Genomic DNA, 20,646 nt, shown 5'->3' with positions numbered 1-20,646 from the left:
AACGCGCCAACGGAGCCCTTCACCGATCCGCGCGTTCGACCCGCTGTAGCCGGACGTCGATCCGCTCGAGAAGCTTACGGTTCGTGGCGATCAGGTCGCCGATGAGCCCCACGGTGGCCAGGATCAAACCGACGATGATGCACAGGGCGCTGAATATCACCGACTGGACGTGGCCCCCGCCGTCGCCGGTCACGTAGAACATGAGGAATCGCAGCCCGGCGGCGATGCCGGCCAGCATAAAGACTGCGCCGACCCCGCAGAAGAAGGCCAGCGGGCGATACACCACAAAGATTCGTAAGATGGTAAGCAGGGAGCGCCGGACGTAGCTGCCGATGCTTTTCACCAGGCGGGATGGCCGCAGGTCGGGATTGGTGTGCACTGGCACGGAGATAACCCGCATGTTGCTCTGACCCGCCTGGATAATGGTCTCGAGCGTGTACGTATAGCCGTTGAACACGTGTAGGCGCATCGCCGCCTCGCGCGAAATGGCCCGGAAGCCGCTTGGCGCATCCGCCACCTCCGTCGCACTTGCGACACGGACTGCCCAGCTACCCAGGCGCTGCAGCCTTTTCTTCACCCATGAGAAGTGCTCCGTGGCCTCGATGGGGCGCGCCCCGATCACGATCTCGGCTTGGCCTGCGAGCAACGGCCCGATGAGGCATGGAATGTCCGCCGCACAATATTGGTTATCGGCGTCCGTGTTCACGATGACATCCGCGCCAAGCCGGATGCAGGCATCGATACCCGTCATGAACGCCTCGGCCAACCCGCGGTTCACCTGATGTCGCACGATATGGTCTACGCCGTGGCGGGTGGCAACCGCGCAGGTTTCATCGCTCGAACCATCGTCCACCACCAGCCATTCCACGGCATCGAATCCAGGTACCATGCGTGGCAGCTCGGCCAATGCAATGGCTAGCGTGGCCGCCTCGTTGAGGCAGGGGATCTGGATGATCAGCTTCATGACGGCCCTCCCGGCTACCGGGCAGCTGGACGGATAGCCCATCACAACGCGTATAGCCGGTGCGACACGAAATAGCAAACGCGTTTATATTATTAGTTGGGGGTGTTTCGGGATAGTCACAGGGAGCGCGATGGCTCGAGTATGGTTCATTTCCCGGAAGTGGCCGCCAGCCATCGGCGGCATGGAGACGTACGCCGCGAAGTTGACCCATGCCTTGCGGGTGCGCTGCGAACTCGAGGCGGCCGTTCTTCCTGGCCGCAGCAATGGCCGGCCGCCCAGGATGTGGCGTGTCGCCATCTTTCTCGTGGCGTCGATGGGTCGTGTCGCCTTTCGCCACGCGGACGTCATCCATGTCGGCGACCTAGTGTTATGGCCCGTGGCCTGGGTGGCGCTTAAGCGGGACAGCGCGCCCACGGTGGTCATCACCGCGTACGGGCTCGACGTGGTCTACGGGCGGCGGCGTGGTCTCCTGCCAGCGTTGTATGCGTTTTATCTCCGCCTGGCGGCTCGCGCCATCGGTGATTCCGTGCGGATAATCGCCATTTCGCGCCACACGGCCGGCCTGTGCCGGGATGCCGGTTTTCGTGACGTTGTCGTCGTGACCCTCGGTGTCGACCCCCCTGGAGAACCTGTTCCCGACAATCGCGCTGCCCCGGGGCATCCCTTTCTCCTGTTTGCCGGGAGGCTGGTCCGGCGAAAGGGGGCCGCCTGGTTCGTCAGGGAGGTGATGCCGCTGATGCCGGCGGGAATTCGCCTTGTCGTGGTGGGGGCTGTCTGGGATAGCGACGAACTCGCGGGATGTTTGACGGACCCGCGCGTGGATTACCGGGGCACGGTTGGCGCCGGCGAACTCAAGCGCCTGCGGCGCGATGCAGTGGCAGTCGTCATGCCGAACATCCACTCGGAAGGCTTCGATACGGAAGGATTTGGCCTGGCCGCCGTTGAGGCGGGCGCCGATGGGGGCGTCCTCGTGGCAAGTGGCATCGAAGGCCTTGTCGACGCCGTCGTCGACGGCGTCACAGGGTTCCTGCTGCCCGCAGGTGATTCGTGCGCCTGGGCGGCGACACTAGAACGCCTCCTGTCATGGAAGCCGGGACAGCGGGAGGCATTCATACGGGGATGCCAAACCGAAATTGCCCATCGATTCGCCTGGCCGGCGGTGGCGGAACACACCATGGCGGCCTATGCACCGCGAGCGGTACCCACGTGACCCGTTGGCGCCTATGCCAGCGTTTGGCCGCGTGGGGCATCGGAACCGTCGCGATCCTTTTCTTCCTACAACGCGTGGTCGCCAATGCCAGTGCCATGCCCCACATCGCGTGGGACGCGCGTGCCTTCGTCGCGGCCGCGGCAACCGTTGGGCTGGCACTCGCATCCATTTACCTCGGTGCGACGGCGTGGTGGTTATTGGTCATCGACCAGGGCATCCGGCGACCTTGGCGTCGACTCGTGTCCCTATTCACCATTTCCCAGTTCGGAAAGTACCTTCCCGGCAACGTGGGGCAGTTCGTGGGCCGCGTCGTGATGGCGCGAGGCGTAGATATTCCCGTACCCGCAACGCTTGCCACGCTGGTGACCGAGACGCTGTGGAACGTCGGTACGGGGCTAGGAGTGTCGGCACTGGCCGCGTACGCGTTTCTGGACGGCAGAGCCCCATGGTGGCCTCGCGGGCTTGACGGGGCGTGGCTGTGCGCGCTATTCGTCGCATTGTTGGCCATACCCTGGCTAGGTATCGCGGGGACCCGGCACCTCCCGCCGCGACTGCTGAATCGCTTCCCCGCAGCGGCACACCTGCGCCCACCCACGTTCGGCGTCGCAGCCCGGGTCTCCTTGCTCTTCCTTGCCAACTACGGATGCATGGGAGGCGCATTGTGCATGCAGGCCGCGGCGTTCTTTGGGGCGCCCGCCATTCCTTGGCTAGAAGCGGCCGGATTCTGTGCGATTGCCTGGCTCGCTGGCTACCTGCTGCCCGGCGCTCCCGCCGGCCTGGGCGTGCGCGAGGGAGTTCTCCTGGCATTGTTGGCACCAACGACCGGCGAATCGACGGCCATCGCCCTTGGGATCACCCTACGACTCGGCGCCACAATCGCGGACATCATGGCCTTTGCCGCTGGATGGCTCATGCGCCATCTCGATAACCGTCAACACAAGCGTGGGTAACGGCATGAATTCAATGACTCGGCGCTCGTGGGTTGCTGCTTTGCTATGCATCGGGCTTGCCTGGACGTGGGTGGTCAATGGGGCGGTGCCCGGCGTTTTGACGCCCACGCTGGGGCAGGCGGCTTCGATGCTGGGGTATGCGCAGGCGTTTGCCGACAAGCATTGGTACACGATATATGCCGATTCGTTCGGCTACCCCGTTCCCATGCCCCTGGCGACGGGGCTTCCCCTCGCATGGGTCGCTGGATGGTTCTTGCGCCTGGGCATGTGGGCACCGGACGCCTACGCCGCGTCAGTGGCCTTCTGGCTCGCCGCCGGCTACCTGGGCGCCTGTCGGTTCGCGATGCGGCTGGGCGCCGTGGTGTGGATGGGAGCGCTTGCGGCAGCCGCCTGGATGACCACGCCCATGGTGTGGGCACACCAAGGCTATTCATCGCTCGCACTTGGCATGGCCATGCTTCCACTTTATGCCGGCTCGGGTTTCCACGCCCTCGACGTGGATGGCCGGCACCTGCGGACCCTGCTGGTGGCAGCCGCTCGTCTCTTGGCGGTGTGCTGCCTCGCGATTTTCATGGATGGCTACACCTTCGTGATGTTCGGCGTGGTGACCGGCATGGCATGGGGCGCGCGCGTATGGGGGGTAAGCACGCGCCGTCGGGCGCTGGTCGTCGGGTTGCCCATCTGCCTCGTAGGGTTCGGGGGGGGCATCGCGGCCTACCGCGCGTTCATGGGCATCTCGTCCTACGACGTTGCACCACTTCAGTACTTCCGCGGATGGGGACTGGATATCCTGTTTGCCGGCAAGCCCCCGATCGGACAGTTCTGGCTATGGGACGTGCTTGGCTGGCACGGCATCCGCAACGAATCTATGTTCTACGGCGATGCGTCGACCTGGAACACGAGCTTCGTCCTCCCGCTTGCATTGGCTGGGGTGGCCAGCATGGCGCTGTGCGTTGGCAGGGATCGCCGCGCATGGTTGTTACTTGCCGTCGCCGTGGTCGGCTTTTATATGTCGCTCGGTCCAACGCTCAAGGTGGGCAGCACAAAGCCACCTGGCATCGTTAGCCAGGACATGCCGGCCGGCCAGGGCCTCGCGCCAACAGGTACGGCATTCGCGTACGAGCATGTACCAGGGGTGCGGAACATGCGGGCTACGTATCGGTGGGAGGCCCTGTGTTTCCTGGGCTTGTGGGGCATTGTCACGCTTGGTGCGGCTGGCACGAGGCGTCGCGCTTCGTGGACCATCGCTTACCTGCTGCTTGTCGTATCGATGTCACCCCATCTAGGGACTTCCTGGGGCGACTACAGAGCGTTCCGGCGTTCGTTCTCGCACATCGACCATGCGTTCGCCGCACCCCTTGCCATGGCCATTCCACCGGGAGATCGGGTGTTCTTCGCGCCGTGGAACAACGATGTTCTCGTCAACTACATAAGCCCAAAGCTACGAATATCGAGCTACAACGTGGGAGGGGACAAGCAATTGGACATTGCGCGCAAGGGCTGGCCCGGGAGCCTCACGTCATTGGCGCAGAATAGACTGGATATCATCGACGCCCCCGCGCTCGTGAACGTGCTGTTGAGCGGCGACGCGGACGCTATCGTCATTCCCTACGTCAACCTGCTCTACGGCGCGCACATCTGGCCTTGTCCGGCCGAGGCCGAGGGCTACTCGCACTCGACCCTGGCGTTGTTCGAATCACGTACCGATTTCTTATGCCCAGGCGGGATCCGCGCAGCCTACCAGCCGGTCGTGCGCAGACTGGCAAACGAGCCTCTCCTGGCCGTCGTTGACATGCCGCTGTTCGCCGTTGCTGCCCTGCGTCCCGAGTGGCGTGGGCCGTCGGGACGCGAGCGCGCATGGGCAGTGCGCGTATCGGGCGTGTCGTTGCCGGCGGATGTTGCCACCGCGCCTGCGATGGTCGAGCGCATGCTGGGCAGCGGCTGGCATGGACCAGAACCCACGCTTCGTTGGTCGAGCGCGCATGCATCGCTGGTTCTGCCCGAACCCGTGTCGTGTCGTGCGTCGGGCTGCGTCGCACGACTCCAGGTCAGTGCATTCGTGGGGCGGGACGATCACCCATTGCACTTGCGTCTCAGCGCGGCCGATGCAACAAGCAACGCATTGCTGGATGTACCCCTCACCGACGCAAGCATGCGCGAGCTGGCGATTCCGTTGCCACGAGGCCGCGAAGCGGTGGAGGTGACGCTGGATGTGCAAGGCGCGACATCACCGGCTGCCCTGGGTGTGAGCCCGGATCCCCGGATCCTGGGTGTTGGGCTAAGCAGGATCGATGTTGGCCCGCCTTAGCGGAGGCTCGCAATCTGGCTAGCAAGTGCCTTTGCGGAATCGTCCCAGCCCGGCCACGTGCCCGGTGATTCGCGCACGAGACTTTCCACCCGCCAACGGGCAATGAAGGTCGCCAGCGATGCTGCCGTGGGTGCCTCGAAGTAGGACGGGTAGTCGCCAGCGACTTCGCGAAAAACCTTCAGGGAGCGGGCAATCACGGGCTTGCCACGCTGCGCAGCCTCGATGACGGGTAGGCCAAATCCTTCGCCATACGACGCGGCCAGCAATACAAGGCATTTCTCATAGAGCGCGTCCAGCGTATCGTCGTCGCAGTCTTCAAGCCAGAACAGCCGCTTGCCCAGTTCTTCATGCGCCATGATTCGCTCGATCAGCGAACCAACGAGCCAGCCGCGCTTTCCAACGATGGCCAGGTTGAGGTCGGCACCCGACGACCAGAGGATCTCCATGGCATCCAGCGCCTGCTCGTGCCCTTTGCGGGGTTCGATCGTTCCCACCATGAGCAGGGTTTGCCTGTCTTTGATCGGGCCGTCGAGCCATGCTGGCAGGGCACCGGGGTTCACGGGCCTCCAGGGTGCAACGCCGAGCGGAAACACATCGATTGCCGGCATGCGATGTACGCGCTGCGACGCAAGCCATGCGTGGAAGTCGTCCGCCGTGCTCTGCGAAATACAGTGGACCGCATCGGCCAGGTCGGCGACGATCCCCAACCAGCGCGTGAACGCGTCATGGGTATGGGCGTGGAATGCCTTGGGCAACGTAATGGGCAGCACATCGTTCAGTACGAAGTGGATGCCGACGCCCGCGCGCTTCCAGGTACGGAGCACCGGTGCGCTTGATGGAAGGCTTTCCATGGCCCAGTCGAGTCCAATGAATGTTTCGTTGCCAGTGATCGCGACCGTTCCAGGGACAATGCCATCCGGCACCGGGATCCCAAGCAAGGCCGCCGCATAACCGCAGGCGTGTTCGTAGCGCCCCTCGCGGAATGCGACCGGTTCGATGCGAATGCCGTCGGGCGGAGAGCGAAGCCATTCGCCAAGTATGTTCCGGACGACACGCTGGATGCCCGTGTGGAGATCGTTCTGGGCGATATGGGTCACGTCGACCAGCCAGCGCGGGATGGGTCGCGGGGTGGCGCGGTCGAGCGAATCAGCAACGCTCGCGAGGTCGTTGGCCCTGAGCCTTGGCGCTATGTGCCGCGCGATATCATGTTCCGCGATGAGCTGGCTCACTCGCGCATGCCCCGCGTGCGACGATATCCATGCTTCGCGCGACCCATCAGCGTCAGGGCGGCTTGCCACTTGGCGGAGGCCGATGGCATGTGCTCGCAGGGCTGCGTCCCAGCCCACGCTGCCGGGTGATGCGACGGCAGCCCACCCGCCCGCGTCATAGCGGTCACGCGCAGTAAGGGTCGGCGCGGGCGGGAACTCACCTTGCCACTCCACCAAGCCTGGCCAGTCGCGCAACCGCGCAAGCAGGTCCGCCGCAGTCGAGGCCTCGCCGAGGTAGACGGGTAAGGGCGTGTGGCCGTTCATCGCGTCGGGCGATTGAACGGACCACGCCGGCGTGGCTGGCAGGCGTCGCGTCGTGTGCTGCTGGGCAGCTTCGATGGCAGCCATGGCACGCGACGCGACTGCCTGCCAGGTAAACCGTGCTGCCTGTCGCAGCCCGCTGGCGCGCAGCGAGGCGGCAAAGCCTGGGTCCTGGAGCGCGCGCTGCATCGCTGCCGTGATCGATGCGGTGTCCCCTGCATCGAACAGGGCGGCTACGTCGCCTACCACCTCCGGCAGGCTTGTCGCATTGTTGACAATAGCGGCTGCCCCGCATGCCATCGCCTCAAGAGGCGGGAGCCCAAAGCCTTCGCGCTCGGAAGGGAAGACGAACAGCTCGCATGCCTGGTAGAGTCGGACAAGCGTGTCATCGGGAACATATCCAGCGAAACACACCTCGCTGGCGTCCAGCCCTGCGTCACCGGCGGCCGAGCGCAAACGGTGCTGGGTCGCCTCATCCATCTTCCCAACGATGACGAGCTGGTATGCCTCGCGCAAATTAGTCGGGAGCGCGGCGAAGGCAGGAAATAGCGTCTCTACGTTCTTTCGCTTGTCCGTGCCGCCATTGTAGAGGACGAATCGGCGATGGATGCCAAGGTGTTGCGAAAGAAAGGGGCGGTGATCCATGCCGGCCTCCGCCGGCCGGAACGTGGGGTCGACCCCTGCGCCAACATCCACGATACGCTCGGGAGCAATGCCCAGTCGCTCGATGGCGTCGCGTCTCACCCATTCGGATATCGCGAGCAACACATCACAGGAGCGGAGCATCTCGACTCGCCGCATGTACCAGTCCCGCGACCGTGAATGGCCGAGGTAACTGGGATCCTGCAATGGGATGAGGTCGTAAAGAGTCGCCACCGTGAGTTGGCCAGGTAGCGGATGGGGCATGAGGGCATCATCGGCGAAACCCTCGACGAGGCTGGTAAACCAAACCACGTCCGCGCCGCTAGCTTCCAACGCATGCGAGTAGACCCGCTCCGCAGCGTCGCGTCGCGCATCGTTGCCCGGGTTGTCGGACGCCGTGTTCCGGAGCGGGCCATAGGCACGCCGCCCTGGCGCCAGATCCATCGTTTCGATGTCGAGGAGGAACTCGTCGATACCATCCAGTGCGGCGTTGAACGCAAGGGTGGCGTCATGTCGCCCACGGGCTATCCTCAGGAACTCCACCGTAGCCGCCCGCGTATACCTTCCGATGCCGCGATGGCGGCTGGCCGTCTGGATACCTTGCATATCGATGATGATTTTCATCGCGGCATCCTTGCCCGGATGCGCGCAAGGGTCTCGCGGCTCCCCATGGGCAAGCGCTTTGGATCGACGTCGAGCGATGCCTCAGGGTGCTCAACCCGATGGGCAAGATCGCGAAGCCGCACGTCAACCCATGGAATCCGATAAACCATGTCCACCAAGGCGCGTTTAAGGCGAGGGTAGCGTGACGCGTGGGCCAGCATCCGGCGAAGGGCGCGGCGCGAGAGGTGCTTCATGGCGACTGATCCAATGCAAGGCGCAGGTTGCGACCCGCATTTTCCATGGAGAAGTACACGCGTACATTCTCCATGCCCGCTTCCGATAAGGCATTCCATGTCGTTTCGTCATGGGCCAGGCGGATGATGGCCGCGGCCATGTCTTCCGGCGTGTCGACGATGAGTGCGTCGACGCCGTGCCTGAGGTGCATGCCTTCCGCTGCAATCGTCGTCAGGATGACGGGGAGACCGAAGCTCATGGCCTGGTTAACCTTTCCCTTGACGCCGGCACCGAATCGCAGGGGTGCGATGGATACGAGGGCTTCATTGTGCAGCTCCGCGAGATCGCCAACGCGGCCGTGCACGCGTACGCCGTCGCGCTCAATACTGCGGCGGGACGTTGCATCGATATCGCCGACGACGTGGAGTGTCGCCCCCGGGAGCACGGCGCGCACCAAGGGCAGCACGTCGGCGATAAACCAACGCACGGCGTCTTCGTTAGGCGGGTGGCCGAAGCCCCCGACAAACAACATGCCGGACCTGCCCTCGAAGCCCCGTTGGCGGCCACGGACGGCGTGGATATTGCTCACCACTTCGACCTTGGCTTCCGGCGCTTCCCTGGCGAGGACGTCTCGCTCCTCCTGGCTGACGACAAGCGTGACGTCGCAACGCACGACCATGTCGAGTTCACGCTCACGCGAGCGTTCGGCCTGGCGGATAAGCGCGGGATTTCCCGTGACTTCCGCTGCCCGTCGCTCGCGGATGAAGTGAAGATCGACCGTGTCGAAAACGATGCGAGCACGCGGTGCCGTTTTTCGCACCACATCGATGTACTGGGTTGCCACGGGCAACCGACAGAGCATGATGGCATCCAGCGTTTCACCCTCGCCCCTAAGCCACGAGAGGGCAGGCTGGTGCACGATGCGGACACCAAGCGCGCCGAGCCTGGCCGCATCGTCCGGCGTGGCGTCGTTGTCTTCCGCCATGAAGTCGATTTGCCAGCCGGCCCTGTTGAGCAGCGAGAAAATTTGGCAGAGCCTGACGGAGCCAGAGTCCCGCGAGGGATCGGGTGTCATGGTCTCGATGACGAGCATTCGCCGGGCAGCGGATCCCGGAGCGGGGGCGCGTATGACCACGCTGGCCGTCGACGTGTTGCCCGCAACGCGCTGGCGAAGGACCCGCCTCATCGTGCCGCCCCAGCCTCGTATCGCAATACTTCCCTTCGCGCGTTCGATATAGCGAAGGATCCGGCGCAGTTTCCACCCAATATCCATCACAGGTTCTGGTAATTTGGCCCAGACCCGCCCTCAGGCGTGACCCAGGTAATGATCTGGTACGGATCCTTGATATCGCACGTCTTGCAATGCACGCAGTTCGCCGCGTTGATCTGCAACCGCCGCCCGCCATCATCCTGGACCATCTCATACACGCCGGCCGGGCAGAACTTCTGGCAGGGGTTGCCATACTCCGTCGTGCAGCGGTCCACGCATATGGACGTATCAGCCACCTTCAAATGAACCGGCTGGTCTTCGTCGTGCTCCGTCGCGGCGAAGTAGACGCTGGCCAGGCGGTCGCGCGGCGCCAGCGTGCGGTCGACGTAGTCCTTCTTCGGTGACTCGTGCTGGCCCAGTTTCTCCAGCGACGACCAGTCGGCGTGGTTCTTCAGGGTCCACGGCGACTTGCCGCCCACGAGGGTTTCCCACGCGGCGTTGATGAGGCCGAACCACAGGCCCTTGTTGAAGCCGGGGCGGATGTTGCGCACCTTCTTCAGTTCGGCCACGACGGCGGACCCGCGCAGTTTCGCGTCCCAGCCCGCGGGGTTGAGCTGCGTGGCCACGAGGTGTTCGGCGGCGAGCATGCCCGAGGCGATGGCCTGGTGGGTGCCCTTGATCTTGGGCACGTTGACCAGGCCGGCCGAATCGCCGATGAGGATGGCGCCCGGCATTTCCACTTTCGGCAGCGACTGGTAGCCGCCTTCGGTGATGGCGCGCGCACCCGCGCTGACGATGGTGCCGCCCTCGAGCAGGCCCTTGACGTTGGCGTGGTGCTTGAACTGCTGGAACGCCTCGAACGGCGAAAACGCCGGGTCGGGGTAGTCGAGGCCCACGACGAAGCCGACCGCGACGCGGTCGTTATCGAGGTGATAGAGGAAGCTGCCGCCGTAGGTATCGCTGGCGAGCGGCCAGCCGGTGGTGTGCACTACCTTGCCCGGCTCGACGCGGCCGGCGGGGAGCTGCCACAGCTCCTTGATGCCGATGCCGTAGGTCTGCGGGTCGCTGTCCTTGTCGAGGTCGAACTTCCTGATCAGCGCCTTGCTGATATGGCCGCGGCAGCCCTCGGCCAGCACGGTGGCTTTCGCGCGGATGTCGATGCCCTCGGTATAGCCGGGCTTGTGCGTGCCATCGCGCGCGATGCCCATGTCGCCGATGCGCACGCCGTTCACGGCGCCGGCCTCGTCGAACAGGGCCTCTGCCGCGGCGTAGCCCGGGAACACGTCCACGCCCAGCGCTTCGGCCTGCGGCGCCAGCCATGCGCACATGGCGCCGAGGCTGACGATGACGTTGCCGTGGTTGTTCATCTGCGGCGGGGTGATCGGCGCTTTCGTGCCCGACTGGTGGTCGCGCAGCATCCAGAATTCGTCCTGGGTGACCGGGACGCAGATGGGCGGCGGCGCCTTGCGCCAATCCGGCAGCAGGCGGTCGAGCGGGCCGGTTTCGATCACGGCCCCGGAGAGGATCTGCGCGCCGATGGTCGAGGCTTTTTCGATGACGCACACCGATACATCGGGATTGAGCTGTTTCGTACGAATCGCGAACGCGAGGCCGGCGGGGCCGGCCCCGACGACAACGAGGTCGTATTCCATGGTTTCGCGTTCGCTCATCGCTGGCTCTCGAATCTGGCTGGCAGGATCAAACGGGTATTCTCGCGTTTCCCCCTAGGCCGGGCAAATCGCCGTTTGAAACGGCCGGGGAGGGGCTTGCACGTCGTTCACATACCGGGTTCATAATCGTCTCCAAGAGCAAGGAGATTCCATGAATACGATGTTGCCCGTCACCGCCACGGATATGCGCCGGGCCAGCCTGCTGCAGATCATGCATTGGCTGGCCATTGGCCGCGCACAGCCCCAGGCGCTGTCGGACGTGTACCAGGACGCCATTGAACGCCTTAACCCCGTGCTCAACGCGTATACCGATGTCAGCGTCTCGCTGATCCAGGAGCAGGCGCTGGCCGCCGACCGTCGCCGGCGCGATGGCGTCATGGGCCGCCTCGATGGCCTGCCCATCGCCATCAAGGATAATTTCGATGTCGCCGGCGTGCCCACGCGGGCCGGCATGCGGCGCCGCACCGTGGTGCCCGCGCACGATGCGCACGCGGTGGCGCGCCTGCGCGCGTCAGGCGCCGTGCTGCTTGGCAAGACGAACATGGATGAAGGCGCGCTCGGCCTCACCACGCATAATCCGTTTTATGGCGCAACGCACAATCCGCATCGCCTCGGTTACACCGCGGGTGGGTCGTCCGGTGGCGCGGCGGCCGCCGTCGCCGCCGGCATGGCCGTGGCCGCCATCGGCTCCGACACGCTGGGCTCCATCCGCGTGCCTGCCAGCTACTGCGGCATCTACGCCCTGAAGCCCACCCACGGCGAGATCTCCGCGCGTGGCCTGGTGCCGGCCGCGCGCCGCCTCGATGCGGTCGGCCTGCTGGCGCGTGGCGTGGACGATCTCACGGTGCTGTTGCAGACCCTGGCCGGCTACGACGCCGACGACGCTCGCTCGCGCCGCCGCCGCGTCGCGTTCCAGCCACCGGATTGGGAGCCGGGCAACCTGCGCACGGGGTTCCTGCCCGACCTGGCCGCCGTCGGCGTCGAGCGCGACGTGGCCGATGTCTTCAACAACGCGCTCTCGCAGCTCACGGGCGAGCTCGGCGAGCGCCGCCCCGTCGATTTCTCCGACTGGGATTTCGCCAGGACGCGCCGTGCCGGCTTGCTGCTGATGGAAGCCGAGATGCTCAACACGTTTGCCGATGAACTGGCCGACGAGGCCTATCCCGTCTCGCCGGGGTTCCGGCAGATGGTGGATTTCGCGGCGAAGAAGTCAGCGGCCGACTACGTCGCCGCCGACCTGGTGCTCGACGCCGCCACGCTGAAGATGCGCCGGCTGTTCGCGCAGGTGGATGTGCTGGTGCTGCCGACCACGCCGCAGGGCGCGTTCCCGCTCGACCAGCCCGCACCGGCGTCGCAGGCCGATTTGTGCAGCTTCGCCAGCCTGGCGGGCTGCCCTGCGGTCAGCATTCCAATGGGTACGCTGCCCAACGGCATGCCGGTTGGCATGCAGCTCGTGGGCGCGCGTGGCTCCGACCTGCGGCTGCTCGAGTTGGCGGCGGTGTGCGCTTCGTCGCTCGACGCCGAGCCCGCGTACCCCGTCGAGCCAAAGGCCTGAGCACCGCCTGGCAGCGCATTCCCTTGCCCGGCGCGGACGTGGCGTTCGCGCCGGCCTGGTTGCCGGGGGCCGAGGCCGACACTCTATATAAGGTGTTGCTCGACGAGATCCCGTGGGAGACCCACCAGCTGCGCATGTTCGGCCGGTGGGTCGATGCCCCGCGGCGCAATGCATGGGTGGGCGACGAGGGCACGAGCTACCGTTATTCGGGTAACACCTTCGCACCGCGGCCGTGGACACCGGCGCTGGCATCGCTGCGCGACCGCGCGGCGGTGGCGTGCGGCACGCGCTTCAACAGCGTGCTCGCCAACCTCTACCGCGATGGCGCCGACAGCATGGGCTGGCACAGCGATGATGAGCCGGAGCTGGGGGCTGAACCGGTAATCGCATCGGTGAGCCTGGGCGCCGGGCGGGATTTCCGGTTTCGCGCGAAAGCCGACGATGGCGAGACGGTGGTGCTTGCGCTGACGCATGGCTCGTTGCTGCGGATGGGCGAGGGCACCCAGCGGCTATACAAGCATGACCTGCCGAAGCGGCTGCGGGTGAAAACACCCCGCATCAACCTGACGTTCCGCTGGATCGCCCCGCTGTCGTAGGAGCGCACACCCGTGCGCGATGGGTGCTTGCCGCAAGATCCATCGCGCACAGGTGTGCGCTCCTACAGGGGTGGTGCGGAGGCAAACGTCCACGCCGTGACATCCGCCGACACCTTGTCCATCGCCCGGCCGAAGGCCTGCACCACCTGCGGTACCTCTTTCCCGTCGACCGGCTCGCGCACTTCGAAGCGGCGGCTGGCCACGATCTGGTGCTTGCGGGTGCTGGATAGCGTGGCGTCGTAACGCACCACCACCTCGGGCTTGCCGCTGGCGTATTCGGTCTGGAACGCGGCGAGGTTGCCACCGAGTTCCAGGTCGGCGGCGAGGTTGCTGTCGTCGGTGCTCAGCGCGGTGACGCGGCCCGTGTCGCGGAAGGCGTCGGCCAGGCGGTCGCGGAACAGGTGCGGCGCGCTGTCGCTCCAGCGCGCGCTGGCGTACACGGTGATGACATTCGAATCGGGCACCACGGCGATGCGCGCGTTGTCGAGTGCCCGCGGCGCGTTCGGCGCGGTGATGCGCAGCGCCCACGGCACCGGTTGCGGCGCGGCGGGTCGCCCACCCGGCGCGGCGGGCAACGTATAGATGCTGGGCTGCTCCGCCTTCGGCAGGATGGAGCAGCCCGCCAGCAGGGCGACGGCGAGGGGCAGGGCGATACGCATGCGGCTCATGGGGTGAACTCCTTGGTTTTCTCTCGCCCGAACAGGTAGCCGCTGGGGTTCTCGTCGAGCCGCCGCGTGATCGAGCGCAGCGACGAGAGGGTGTCGCGCAGCTCGCGCAATGCCGGGCCCAGGTCGCCGAGGCTGGCGGCGCCGCCGTTCAGGGCATCGCTGTTGTCGTTGAGCAGGCGGTCCACCGAGGCCATGGAGTGCTCCAGCGACGCCATGGCGCGCTGGGCGCTTTGCAGGGTGGCCTTGCCCTGGCCCTCGACGAGCCCGTTGGCGTTGTGCACCAGCGCCTTGCTTTCCGCCAGCGTGTCGTTGGCCTGCTGCGTGGCCATGGCCAGCTGCTTGATCAGCGAGCGGATGTCTTCGCGCTCGTCGGCGATCACGCCCGTGGTCTTGTCCAGGTGGTCGAGCGTGTTCTCGATGCGGTGCACGTTGGCGGGTGAGAGCAGCTCGTTGGCGCGGGCCGTCGCCTGGCTGATGTTGGTGATGAGGTCTTCGCCATTGCTCAGCAGCTTCGCCAGCGGCGAGGTATCGGCGTTGATGATGGGCACCTCGCCGTCATGCCCCACCAGCAGCGGGCTGCCGGGCGAGCCCCCGGAAAGCTGGATGATGGCGACGCCCGTCACGCCGGTCAGCGCCAGCTTGGCGTGGGTATCGGTACGCAGGGGCGTATCACCCGAGACGCGGATGCGCGCCAGCACGCGGCGCGGATCGTTCGGGTCCAGGCGCAGCTGGTTGACGTCGCCCAGGCGGATGCCGTTGTACTGCACGGCCGAACCCCGCGAGAGGCCGGTCACCGCCTCGTTGAACACCACGTCGTAGTAGTTCCATTCCTTCTCGGAATGCGCCTTGGCCAGCCAGATGCCGAACAGCAGGCCACCGATGACGATAAGCACGGTGAACAGGCCGATCAGGATGTGGTGCGCACGGGTTTCCATCGTTCACTCCTTGGCGGCGGCGCGGCCGCGGGGGCCGTTGAAGTAAGCCTGCACCCAGGCATCGTCGGTGCGGGCCACTTCGTCGATCGGGCCCACGGCCAGCACGCGGTGCTGCGAGAGCACGGCGACGCGGTCGCAGGTGGAATACAACGTATCGAGGTCGTGCGTGACAAGGAACACGGTGAGCCCCAGGGCGTCGCGCAACGTGACGATGAGGCTGTCGAACGCCGCGGCGCTGATCGGGTCGAGCCCCGCGGTGGGTTCGTCGAGGAACAGGATCTCGGGATCGAGCGCCAGCGCTCGGGCCAGCGCGGCGCGCTTTACCATGCCGCCGGAAAGTTGCGCGGGCGACTTGCGCCCCGCGTCCACCGGCAGCCCGGCGAGGGCCAGCTTGACGCCGGCGAGGCGGGTGGCGTCCACGCGGTCGAGCTTCGCGTGTTCGACCAGGGGCAGCGCGACGTTTTCGGCCACCGTCAGCGACGAGAACAGCGCGCCGCTCTGGAACAGCACGCCGAAGCGGCGCTCCACCAGGCTGCGCTTCTCGTCAGGTAGCGCCAGCAGATCCTGCCCGAACACGCGCACCTCGCCCGCCTGCGGCCGGTTCAGGCCGATGATGGTTCGTAGCAGCACCGACTTGCCCGTGCCCGAGCCGCCGACGATACCGATGATCTCGCCGCGGCGCACGTCGAGGTCGAGGCCCTCGTGCACCACCTGGGCACCGAACCGGTTGGTGAGGCCGCGCACCTCGATGACGGTGTCGTCGTTCACCAGCCCATCTCCATATAGAAGAGGGCGGCCACGGCATCGAGCAGGATGACCACGAAGATGCACTGCACCACCGACGAGGTGGTGTGCTCGCCCACCGATTGCGCGCTGCCCGAGACCTTGAAGCCCTCCATGCAGCCGATGACGGCGATCATGAAGGCGAACACCGGCGCCTTGGCCATGCCCACCAGGAACTGGCGCAGCTGCATGTCGGCCTGGAACATGCTGAGGAACATGGACGGCGACATCTTCAGTACCGCCAGGCACACCATGCCGCCGCCCACGATGCCGGCGATCATCGCCACGAAGGTGAGCAGGGGCAGCGCGATGAGCAGGGCCAGCACGCGTGGCAGCACCAGCAGTTCCACCGGGTCGAGGCCGAGCGTGCGGATGGCGTCGATCTCCTCGCGCGCTTTCATCGAGCCGATCTGCGCGGTGAAGGCACTGGCGGTGCGGCCGGCCAGGAGGATGGCGGTGAGCAGCACGCCGAACTCGCGCAGGAAGGCGAAGCCGATGAGGTCGACAGTGAAGACACTGGCACCGTAGGCCTCCAGCGCCGTCGAGCCAAGGAAGGCCACCACCGCGCCCACCATGAACGAGAGCAGGGCCAGGATGGGCACGGCATCCAGCCCGGTCTGCTCCAGGTGCGCCACCAGCGACGTCACCCGCCAACGCCGGGGGCGCAGCACGGTGCTGGCGAACCCCTGCAGCGTGATGCCGATGAAGCCGAGCAGTTTCAGCGTCTGCTTCCAGAACGATTCAACCGCGTTGCCGATGCGCTCCAGCATCACCACGAAGCCGGCGTCGCGGGGGCGCCGCACGCCGGTGCAATACGTATCGATGGCGTCGCCCACGGTTTTCAGCAGCGCGCGCCGGGCGGCGGGCAGCGCCTCGTCCTGGGCCAGCGCCTGGGTGCGCTGGCTGCCGAGCAGTTCCGCGACGACGAACGCGCCGGCGGTATCCATCGCGCCCACGTCGTGGAGGTCGATGGCGGCGCCGGCGGCGATGGTGCCCGCCAGCTCGTTGGCCCGCGCCTGCAGCGCCATGTAATAGGGAAGGGTCCAGTCGCCCCGCAGGATGAGGCGCTCGCCGCCGGCGTCGCGGGTGAGGGTGAGCGTGCCGGGCAGCGAAGGGGTGGCCATGGGGCGGAAGGCTAGCAGGAAGATGTTGCGGCGCGCTTGGACTTGGCGCTCGCTGGCCGGATAATCGGGGGCTGCCCCCATGGCCCACCCCCGAAGGTAAGACGATGACCGACAAGACCGAACTCAACGCCACCCACCGTGAACTCGGTGCCCGCATGGTCGACTTCGGCGGCTGGGACATGCCCATCGCGTACGGCTCGCAGATCGAAGAGCACCACGCGGTGCGCAAGGACGCCGGCATGTTCGATGTCAGCCACATGACCGTGGTGGATCTCACCGGCGAGAACACCCGCGGTTTCCTGCGCACGCTGGTGGCCAACAACGTCGACAAGCTGGCCAAGCCGGGCAAGGCCCTCTACACCTGCATGCTGGACGAGAACGGCGGGGTCATCGACGACCTCATCGTCTATTTCCTGCGCGAGGATTTCTTCCGCCTGGTGGTCAACGCGGCCACGCGTGCCAAGGACCTCGCCTGGATCGAGAAGCAGGCCGCCACCTTCGGCGTCGCCGTCCGCGAGCGGCCCGAGTTCGGCATGATCGCCGTGCAGGGGCCCAACGCGCGCGAGAAGCTCATCGGCCTGCTCCCGGCCGAGGCCCAGGAAAAGGCCCGCAAGCTCGGCAAGTTCGCCGCCCTGGAAACCGAAGGCCCCGACGGCATGCCGCTGTTCCTCGCCCGCACTGGCTACACGGGTGAAGATGGCTTCGAGGTGGTGGTGCCGAACAGCCGCGTCGTCGAACTGTGGAAGCACCTGCACGCGGCGGGCGTCGCGCCGGCGGGCCTGGGCGCACGCGATACGCTTCGCCTCGAGGCAGGCATGAACCTCTACGGCCAGGACATGGACGAAACCGTGTCGCCGTGGGAGGCCGCGCTGGCCTGGACCCTCTCGTTCGACGAGGGCCGCGACTTCATCGGCCGCGCCGCGCTCGAGCAGCACAAGGCCGCCGGCGTGAAGCGCGTCATGGTCGGCCTGGTCATGGACGACAAGGGCGTGCTGCGCCACGGCCAGAAGGTGCTTACCGCCAACGGCGAGGGCGAGATCCTCTCGGGTGGTTTCGCGCCCACACTGGGCAAGTCCATCGCGTTCGCCCGCATCCCTGCGGGCGAACCGGGCGAGGTCCGTGTCGACATCCGCGGCCGCGAGGTACCGGTCCGCGTGGTGAAGTTCCCGTTCGTCCGCGATGGTCAGCCGATGCCCGGCATCATCGGCTGACCCACCGCCGCGCCGTCAGCCGACGGTGTACGGCTCGAGGGTGAGCGTCGCGTTGTTCGACGCCCCCTTGTAGTCGGTGTAGGTCTTGCCGCGCTCGAGCACGTAGAACGAATCCACGTGGTCGGGGTTGTTCTTGAACCAGCCCGAATCCATGGCGCCTAGCACCGCCTGGCCCAGCGCCGACACCGCGGCGAACGGCGCGGTCACCGGGCTGAGCTTCAGCCCTTCGCCCACGGCCTGCACCAGGGCCTGTGCCAGCTTATGGAAGTCAACATCGCCGTCTTTGTCGAACAGCTGCAGGTTCACGTAGGGGGCGGAGCATTCCGCCCAGTTCACCAGGTCCATGTTCGGCGTGTAGTCCACCTTCGCCTTGGCGAGAAACGGCATGAGCTGGGTTTTCACGAAGGGCTGGCCATCGGCGCCGAAGCCCGTGGTGATGGCGAAGATCTCGGCATCGCCCTTCAATACGTTCTCCTTGTTGTCTTCGACCCGGATCTTCCGCAGCATGCTGAGCTCCTGCGAGGCGGCGGTAGCATGCGCACCGAGCGCGCATGCCAGCGGGGGCTGGCGCGAGCCGCCCAGGCCAGCAGCCGACAGCGCGTCGTTCATGATCGCGATGCCGGCCCGCAGCGCCGCCAGGCGGTCGGGCGTGGTGCGATCGGTGACGTGGGTGAGGTCTTCCATGGCATGTCCTTGATGAGTGGGGGAGGCCGGTACCGACCCTGGTACCGGTGCCACGCAGGGTAGGGCGGCCGGTGGCGCGAAGATGTAGGCCTGCGCCGCGACCGGCATCGGGCCATGGCTGATGCTGGCAAGGCGCCGCCCGTCACGGAAGCCGGGCTTACGCGCCGGGCGCGGACCGGTACAATCGTGGGGTCACCACCGCCCACTCCCTTACGAGGCCTACCCCATGAGCAACGAAATCCCAGGCGACCTGCATTTCCTCAAGTCCCACGAGTGGGTGCGCATCAACGACGACGGCACCGCCACGGTGGGTATCTCCGACCACGCCCAGGGCGCACTTGGCGACCTCGTCTATGTCGAGTTGCCGGAAGTGGGTAGCTCGGTCGAAGCGGGCGATGGCAAGGGCGTCGCCGTCGTCGAGTCGGTCAAGGCCGCATCCGATATTTATTCGCCGCTCTCGGGCGAGGTCGTCGCCGTCAACGAGGCACTCTCGGACGCACCCGAAACCATCAACTCGGAACCTTACGAGGGTGGCTGGATCTTCAAGATCAAGTACAGCGATCGGAAGGAAGTGGACGAACTCCTCACCCCCGACGCGTACGCCGAACTGATCGAAAACGAAGATCACTGACAGCCCTTCGACACGTTCGAACCTGGTGCCGGTCGTCCTCGACCGGCATTTTTTTGTCCGCGGCACCCCTTTCGGGAAATTTTTTTTTGGCCGCCAGTCGAGTTCCGTTCATCCCCGCGGACGCCCTTCGAGGACGTTCGCGGGCGCCCTGCGCGGCGTGGCGCCGGCGCGGTTCGTGGCGAAACCCGATTCGGAATTCCGTTCACGAAATGCCTTTATTTAAGGTGTTTTCGCAATGCGATGAATCTCGCAACGCGATTCAAAATGTAACGGCGCGAGTGGAACGGGGCGACGGAAAATGCGCCCAGCGGTTATCTCCGATGCCCCTCGCGGTCGCGTCGCGCATCCGCAACGTCTTCAATTTAGAGCCAAAATTTATTGACAGCGGATTTGTTCAGGAATAGCTTTTGCGTCAATTGACGGGGAACCCGGAAATGGAACTAGACAACTTCATCCGTCCGTATGTGGAGCACGGTTCGAAAGCAGGCGCGGTACGCAAGATCACGGTATCGATTCCACTGCATGTGCTCCGCCTGCTTTCCGATGAACGCACCCGCCGACAGGTGAACAATTTAAGGCACGCGACGAACAGCGATCTGCTGGTTGAAGCGTTCCTCCACGCTTTTACTGGGCAACCACTGCCAACTGATGAGGAGCTGAGACGAACCATGGCCACTGCCAAGAAAGCCACTGCCAAGAAGTCGGCCGCCAAGAAGGCGACCAAGAAGTCCACCGTGAAGCGCACCGCCGCCCGCAAGGCCCCGGCGAAGAAGACCGCCCGCAAGGCCGCGGTCAAGAAGACTGCCCGCAAGGCTGCAGTGAAGAAGACCGCCCGCAAGTCGGCGGTGAAGAAGGCTTCGACCCGCAAGGTCGCCGCCAAGAAGGCTGTAAAGAAGGCCGTCCGCAAGGCTGCGCCGAAGAAGGCCGCTGCCAAGAAGTCGGTTGCCAAGAAGACCGCCCGCAAGGCCGCTCCGCGCAAGGCCGCCTCGAAGAAGGTCGCCGCTGCCAAGGTCGTCCGTGCGACCAAGGCCGCCAAGGCCCCCAAGGCTCCGCGCGCCCCGCGTGCCCCCAAGGCCCCCAAGGCCTAAGCGACAAAGCGTCACCTAATAAGAAAGCTGTTTTACGAATTAGCTCCCCGC

At 65.7% G+C, this 20,646-nt stretch carries 17 protein-coding genes; 8 read left to right on the top strand and 9 right to left on the bottom strand.

Annotated features, from left to right (window positions below):
* Positions 1-19: 19 nt before the first annotated feature.
* Positions 20-964, bottom strand: coding sequence for a glycosyltransferase family 2 protein (locus VI08_RS13320; protein WP_045830082.1), 945 nt, complete (start codon positions 962-964; stop codon positions 20-22).
* Between the two features lie 181 nt (positions 965-1,145).
* Here VI08_RS13320 and VI08_RS13315 point away from each other — a divergent pair, with 181 nt between their 5' ends.
* From VI08_RS13315 to VI08_RS13305, 3 genes are read left to right on the top strand one after another with little or no spacing between them, the layout of a single operon-like run.
* Complete coding sequence (locus tag VI08_RS13315) at positions 1,146-2,174, top strand: glycosyltransferase family 4 protein (RefSeq protein WP_045830081.1); 1,029 nt, start codon at positions 1,146-1,148, stop codon at positions 2,172-2,174.
* On the top strand, positions 2,171-3,124 hold the full coding sequence (locus VI08_RS13310) for a lysylphosphatidylglycerol synthase domain-containing protein (RefSeq protein WP_045830080.1): 954 nt from the start codon (positions 2,171-2,173) through the stop codon (positions 3,122-3,124). Before VI08_RS13315 ends, VI08_RS13310 begins: the two co-directional genes overlap by 4 nt.
* 4 nt (positions 3,125-3,128) lie before the next feature.
* Positions 3,129-5,432 carry a hypothetical protein gene (locus VI08_RS13305; protein WP_157006746.1) on the top strand — a complete coding sequence of 768 codons (2,304 nt, stop codon included), beginning with the start codon at positions 3,129-3,131 and terminating at the stop codon, positions 5,430-5,432.
* On the opposite strand, the gene VI08_RS20935 is transcribed toward VI08_RS13305, so the two are convergent.
* The 3 genes from VI08_RS20935 to VI08_RS13285 form a co-directional block, all read right to left on the bottom strand.
* Positions 5,429-8,227, bottom strand: a complete 2,799-nt coding sequence (locus VI08_RS20935; protein ID WP_052697908.1) for a glycosyltransferase family 4 protein — start codon at positions 8,225-8,227, stop codon at positions 5,429-5,431. The genes VI08_RS13305 and VI08_RS20935 overlap by 4 nt on opposite strands.
* 229 nt (positions 8,228-8,456) lie before the next feature.
* Positions 8,457-9,533 (bottom strand): glycosyltransferase, encoded by a 1,077-nt coding sequence (locus tag VI08_RS13290; protein WP_232309548.1) that lies wholly within the window; start codon positions 9,531-9,533, stop codon positions 8,457-8,459.
* A 179-nt stretch (positions 9,534-9,712) separates the two neighbouring features.
* A complete protein-coding gene (locus VI08_RS13285) occupies positions 9,713-11,320 on the bottom strand; it encodes an electron transfer flavoprotein-ubiquinone oxidoreductase (protein WP_045830078.1) in 1,608 nt (535 codons plus the stop codon).
* Between the two features lie 151 nt (positions 11,321-11,471).
* On the opposite strand from VI08_RS13285, the gene VI08_RS13280 reads away from it, so the two are divergent.
* Positions 11,472-12,875 (top strand): amidase, encoded by a 1,404-nt coding sequence (locus tag VI08_RS13280; protein WP_045830077.1) that lies wholly within the window; start codon positions 11,472-11,474, stop codon positions 12,873-12,875.
* Between the two features lie 23 nt (positions 12,876-12,898).
* Positions 12,899-13,471 (top strand): alpha-ketoglutarate-dependent dioxygenase AlkB family protein, encoded by a 573-nt coding sequence (locus tag VI08_RS13275; protein WP_232309547.1) that lies wholly within the window; start codon positions 12,899-12,901, stop codon positions 13,469-13,471.
* A gap of 62 nt (positions 13,472-13,533) precedes the next feature.
* On the opposite strand, the gene VI08_RS13270 is transcribed toward VI08_RS13275, so the two are convergent.
* The 4 genes from VI08_RS13270 to VI08_RS13255 are packed head-to-tail and all read right to left on the bottom strand — an operon-like array spanning position 13,534 to position 16,981.
* Positions 13,534-14,139, bottom strand: a complete 606-nt coding sequence (locus VI08_RS13270) for an ABC-type transport auxiliary lipoprotein family protein (protein ID WP_045830076.1) — start codon at positions 14,137-14,139, stop codon at positions 13,534-13,536.
* Positions 14,136-15,074 carry an MlaD family protein gene (locus VI08_RS13265; protein ID WP_045830075.1) on the bottom strand — a complete coding sequence of 313 codons (939 nt, stop codon included), beginning with the start codon at positions 15,072-15,074 and terminating at the stop codon, positions 14,136-14,138. The genes VI08_RS13270 and VI08_RS13265 overlap by 4 nt, the downstream gene beginning before the upstream one ends.
* A gap of 3 nt (positions 15,075-15,077) precedes the next feature.
* A complete protein-coding gene (locus tag VI08_RS13260; protein WP_045830074.1) occupies positions 15,078-15,842 on the bottom strand; it encodes an ABC transporter ATP-binding protein in 765 nt (254 codons plus the stop codon).
* Positions 15,839-16,981 (bottom strand): MlaE family ABC transporter permease, encoded by a 1,143-nt coding sequence (locus VI08_RS13255; protein ID WP_045830123.1) that lies wholly within the window; start codon positions 16,979-16,981, stop codon positions 15,839-15,841. Before VI08_RS13255 ends, VI08_RS13260 begins: the two co-directional genes overlap by 4 nt.
* 104 nt (positions 16,982-17,085) lie before the next feature.
* On the opposite strand from VI08_RS13255, the gene gcvT reads away from it, so the two are divergent.
* Positions 17,086-18,192, top strand: a complete 1,107-nt coding sequence (gene gcvT, locus VI08_RS13250) for a glycine cleavage system aminomethyltransferase GcvT (protein WP_045830073.1) — start codon at positions 17,086-17,088, stop codon at positions 18,190-18,192.
* Between the two features lie 15 nt (positions 18,193-18,207).
* Here gcvT and VI08_RS13245 read toward each other — a convergent pair whose 3' ends face one another.
* Positions 18,208-18,876: a DUF3103 family protein gene (locus VI08_RS13245; RefSeq protein ID WP_045830072.1), complete on the bottom strand. Its 669-nt coding sequence runs from the start codon at positions 18,874-18,876 to the stop codon at positions 18,208-18,210.
* Between the two features lie 226 nt (positions 18,877-19,102).
* On the opposite strand from VI08_RS13245, the gene gcvH reads away from it, so the two are divergent.
* Both gcvH and metJ read left to right on the top strand, forming a co-directional pair.
* Positions 19,103-19,507, top strand: a complete 405-nt coding sequence (gene gcvH, locus VI08_RS13240; protein ID WP_045830071.1) for a glycine cleavage system protein GcvH — start codon at positions 19,103-19,105, stop codon at positions 19,505-19,507.
* Between the two features lie 434 nt (positions 19,508-19,941).
* On the top strand, positions 19,942-20,595 hold the full coding sequence (gene metJ, locus VI08_RS22570) for a met regulon transcriptional regulator MetJ (protein ID WP_084621496.1): 654 nt from the start codon (positions 19,942-19,944) through the stop codon (positions 20,593-20,595).
* Positions 20,596-20,646 lie beyond the last annotated feature (51 nt).

Origin of the sequence: Luteibacter yeojuensis (assembly GCF_000964085.1) — a bacterium.
Taxonomy (GTDB): Bacteria; Pseudomonadota; Gammaproteobacteria; order Xanthomonadales; family Rhodanobacteraceae; genus Luteibacter; species Luteibacter yeojuensis_A.
The sequence above is the reverse complement of the archived record's forward strand: the minus strand, read 5'-3'. Positions and strand labels throughout refer to the sequence as shown.

Excerpts from the sequence above, each read along its gene's own strand:
- VI08_RS13315 (WP_045830081.1), top strand. The coding sequence starts at position 1,146 with ATGGAGACGTACGCCGCGAAGTTGACCCATGCCTTGCGGGTGCGCTGC.
- VI08_RS20935 (WP_052697908.1), bottom strand. The coding sequence starts at position 8,227 with ATGAAAATCATCATCGATATGCAAGGTATCCAGACGGCCAGCCGCCAT.
- VI08_RS13290 (WP_232309548.1), bottom strand. The coding sequence starts at position 9,533 with ATGCTCGTCATCGAGACCATGACACCCGATCCCTCGCGGGACTCTGGC.
- VI08_RS13285 (WP_045830078.1), bottom strand. The coding sequence starts at position 11,320 with ATGAGCGAACGCGAAACCATGGAATACGACCTCGTTGTCGTCGGGGCC.
- VI08_RS13245 (WP_045830072.1), bottom strand. The coding sequence starts at position 18,876 with ATGGAAGACCTCACCCACGTCACCGATCGCACCACGCCCGACCGCCTG.
- VI08_RS13305 (WP_157006746.1), top strand. The coding sequence starts at position 3,129 with ATGAATTCAATGACTCGGCGCTCGTGGGTTGCTGCTTTGCTATGCATC.
- VI08_RS13265 (WP_045830075.1), bottom strand. The coding sequence starts at position 15,074 with ATGGAAACCCGTGCGCACCACATCCTGATCGGCCTGTTCACCGTGCTT.
- gcvT (WP_045830073.1), top strand. The coding sequence starts at position 17,086 with ATGACCGACAAGACCGAACTCAACGCCACCCACCGTGAACTCGGTGCC.
- VI08_RS13255 (WP_045830123.1), bottom strand. The coding sequence starts at position 16,981 with ATGGCCACCCCTTCGCTGCCCGGCACGCTCACCCTCACCCGCGACGCC.
- VI08_RS13280 (WP_045830077.1), top strand. The coding sequence starts at position 11,472 with ATGAATACGATGTTGCCCGTCACCGCCACGGATATGCGCCGGGCCAGC.
- metJ (WP_084621496.1), top strand. The coding sequence starts at position 19,942 with ATGGAACTAGACAACTTCATCCGTCCGTATGTGGAGCACGGTTCGAAA.
- gcvH (WP_045830071.1), top strand. The coding sequence starts at position 19,103 with ATGAGCAACGAAATCCCAGGCGACCTGCATTTCCTCAAGTCCCACGAG.
- VI08_RS13320 (WP_045830082.1), bottom strand. The coding sequence starts at position 964 with ATGAAGCTGATCATCCAGATCCCCTGCCTCAACGAGGCGGCCACGCTA.
- VI08_RS13270 (WP_045830076.1), bottom strand. The coding sequence starts at position 14,139 with ATGAGCCGCATGCGTATCGCCCTGCCCCTCGCCGTCGCCCTGCTGGCG.